The following is a 2,589-nucleotide window of genomic DNA, read 5'->3' as shown; positions in this document are numbered from 1 at the left end:
CAAATCCAGGTGACGCCTACGGCGCACCTGATTTGGGCGTTATAAGCTAATCAAAAGGGTGAGATGAAATTTAAACTTTCAGAGCAAAGCCTCAAACGTAGATTTAGAGAACCTTTTTATGTTCTGGCTCAAGCATCGCTTATTTTTTTGGCTTTTTATTTGTTTTATCCAGATGAAAACCATGGTAAACATTTAATTTTGGGTGGTTTTCTTATTTTTATGCCAATAAGCATTTTAATTAATTATCTTAATGCTAAAAAGTTTGCGAAAATTCATAAAAATGAGTGGGTCGAAGTCAGAAAAGAAGGGCTCGTTTTAGCTACTAAAGAGTCTGAAACCATAATAAAATGGAACAGTCTTTCTAAAGCAAAAGTTGAATTAAAAAAGAATACAATAAAATCAATAAAACTATGTACTTTTGCAGATAATGAAATTGAATTTAAAGATTACGAACACATGCCTGAACTTAAGTCTCAAATAGAAAAGCTTGGTAAAAATATAGTGTGGTCGTAATCGCTTATAACAAGCGCTTCAACAAGGACAAATACTGGTTGGCTCCTACGCTGCGCTTCGGATTTTAGCCAACCAGCATTTGCCTGTTAAGCGGGCGTTAGGTTTTAGTTTAACTATCGAGATAAAATCACTTATGGACAAAGTGCCTACCATTTACATCACAATAGGGACAGCAATACTCAGTTCACTTATTGCGATCTCTGTTGTTTTATTGAATCAATGGTTTCTTGAAAAGCGAACTCGATCTGAACTTTTAAGAGGAAAGCTAGAAGAGCTTTACCTTTTGTTATTAGAAACAATCGAACTGCAAAACCAAAGATATTCTCTTTACCTAAAGCATCAATCTGATGGCGGTTTTGAGCAATGGAATAGTCAAAAAGATGTGATTGAACTTCTTTTTAATAAATTAAATATGTTTCAATCTCTTTATTTTCTAGAGCTAAATAAGAATTATCTGAAATGTTTTCATCATCATGCGTCATTAAATGAAATTATTTACAGATTCAATCATTCAGAAATAGAATCACCAAAGCATGAAGATATGTGCAAACGTTTTGCAGACGTTCACTTCTCGTTAACAGAGTTGCGAGCTTTCATAGATTCTAATAGTGAAAAGTTAGTTCGTAAGTTTGGTAAAAAACAAAATGAGCTAAAAAATGCATTAGAGTTATTCAATGAGTAAGTAAAAACCTAACAAGTGCATCAACTGGACAAATACTGGTTGGCTCCTACGCTGCGCTTCGGATTTTAGCCAACCAGTAATTGCCTGTTATGCGGGCGTTACATGGCGTGAAAGTCAAAACTTTGCAAGGTTACTTAAGAAGAAGTAACTGTATAAATTATAGACTAATAGTTAAGTTTGGAAAAAGAGCGCAAAGAGAATATTGAAGTTGACGAGACGATTTATTGGACTGTACTCATTAATAGCGCGAAGGCGCCGCAAAACAAAATCCTTTTGTTGTTACGGACGCCTTCACGCTATTAGTAAAAGTTCTCTCTCGCCGCTGCTAATTTATTCTTTTGCCTTTAACACTTTTGATGAAAGTGAACATTTCAAATAAATGCTACTGGTTAATTAAAATGTACATGTTTGATTACGATCGATCATGTAACAACAGGTTGATCGGGACAACAAAAAGCCGTTGCCCGATAACCATTACGTTATACGTAATTTAATATGAAACTTTATGATTTAATTGAAAATATTTTTGACCAAAATGATGATCTTACCATATGGATAAAGTCAGGCTCATCAATAACACCTGAGTCAGATGTTGTTCTTGAACACGAACCTGAAGAAGGTGAAGCAGAAGCTATAAAGAATGGCTTTGAATATTTTCTTGAGGTGTTTGAAGCCCAGGACTTTATAATTGGATTGTTGGGAAAGCAAAAGATACCTAAAAATAAGGTTTTATCTGTCACAAATAGAGTGATTGAATACACTGAAAATGATGCGTGATATTCCGTATAACAATTCGCTCAATTTCGTTACGGCCAAAAAGACGGCCTTCACAGGACGCGCAAAAAGCCGCGCGCCCATTAGCTAAAGCGTTACATGCCTAAAGGAGATATCGAGTGAACGAAAATGATTTATCTGACAAATTGAAAGAAATGTATTTCGATTCAAAGAAAGGTGAAACTGCGACGATGGTTCACTTGTTTGGAGTGAAATATGCTCAAGAAATTACAGAGAGTGGTTACTCTCCAAAGGACATTGCAAGATTGGCTGGCATTCCTGAAACTTATGGCACTGAGATCAATAAAGGTCGCAATTTGTCGCGATATGTTGTGGTAAAATAACTTCACGCTGAGTGTATTTAGGCTGATGGGGGAGATAGGTCAAGGTTCAATTCCTTGGGCGTTTGTTGGCTCCGTAGCCCTTATTTTTGTGCTTATTCGATATTTAAGTATCCAACTGGTTCTATCAACCACGGCAGACAACGATGAGGAGGTGTCTATGGTAAAAACATTAAAAGCTCGTGCTCGTATTCTTTTCAGTTCAGTGTTCGAAACAACCTGGGCTACTGGAGTCAGCTACGCTGCTGGTCACCTATCGACCTAAGTGCATTCGGCATG

Annotated in this window: 4 protein-coding genes; all 4 read left to right on the top strand. The window is 36.4% G+C overall.

What is annotated here, in order from left to right:
• Nucleotides 1-63: 63 nt before the first annotated feature.
• The 4 genes from AC1EU2_RS18635 to AC1EU2_RS18620 all read left to right on the top strand — a co-directional run bounded on the left by AC1EU2_RS18635 (nt 64) and on the right by AC1EU2_RS18620 (nt 2,313).
• Nucleotides 64-513 (top strand): hypothetical protein, encoded by a 450-nt coding sequence (locus AC1EU2_RS18635; protein ID WP_480299777.1) that lies wholly within the window; start codon nt 64-66, stop codon nt 511-513.
• A 133-nt stretch (nt 514-646) separates the two neighbouring features.
• On the top strand, nt 647-1,195 hold the full coding sequence (locus tag AC1EU2_RS18630; RefSeq protein WP_480299776.1) for a hypothetical protein: 549 nt from the start codon (nt 647-649) through the stop codon (nt 1,193-1,195).
• Between the two features lie 495 nt (nt 1,196-1,690).
• A complete protein-coding gene (locus tag AC1EU2_RS18625) occupies nt 1,691-1,972 on the top strand; it encodes a hypothetical protein (protein WP_480299775.1) in 282 nt (93 codons plus the stop codon).
• Nucleotides 1,973-2,088: 116 nt separating this feature from the next.
• Nucleotides 2,089-2,313 carry an HTH-like domain-containing protein gene (locus AC1EU2_RS18620; protein WP_480299774.1) on the top strand — a complete coding sequence of 75 codons (225 nt, stop codon included), beginning with the start codon at nt 2,089-2,091 and terminating at the stop codon, nt 2,311-2,313.
• Nucleotides 2,314-2,589: the final 276 nt, after the last annotated feature.

The organism is Parashewanella sp. 2304DJ23-3, from assembly GCF_056591695.1.
This window is presented reverse-complemented; position numbering and strand designations above follow the sequence as displayed.

Excerpts from the sequence above, each read along its gene's own strand:
- AC1EU2_RS18635 (WP_480299777.1), top strand. The coding sequence starts at position 64 with ATGAAATTTAAACTTTCAGAGCAAAGCCTCAAACGTAGATTTAGAGAA.
- AC1EU2_RS18630 (WP_480299776.1), top strand. The coding sequence starts at position 647 with ATGGACAAAGTGCCTACCATTTACATCACAATAGGGACAGCAATACTC.
- AC1EU2_RS18625 (WP_480299775.1), top strand. The coding sequence starts at position 1,691 with ATGAAACTTTATGATTTAATTGAAAATATTTTTGACCAAAATGATGAT.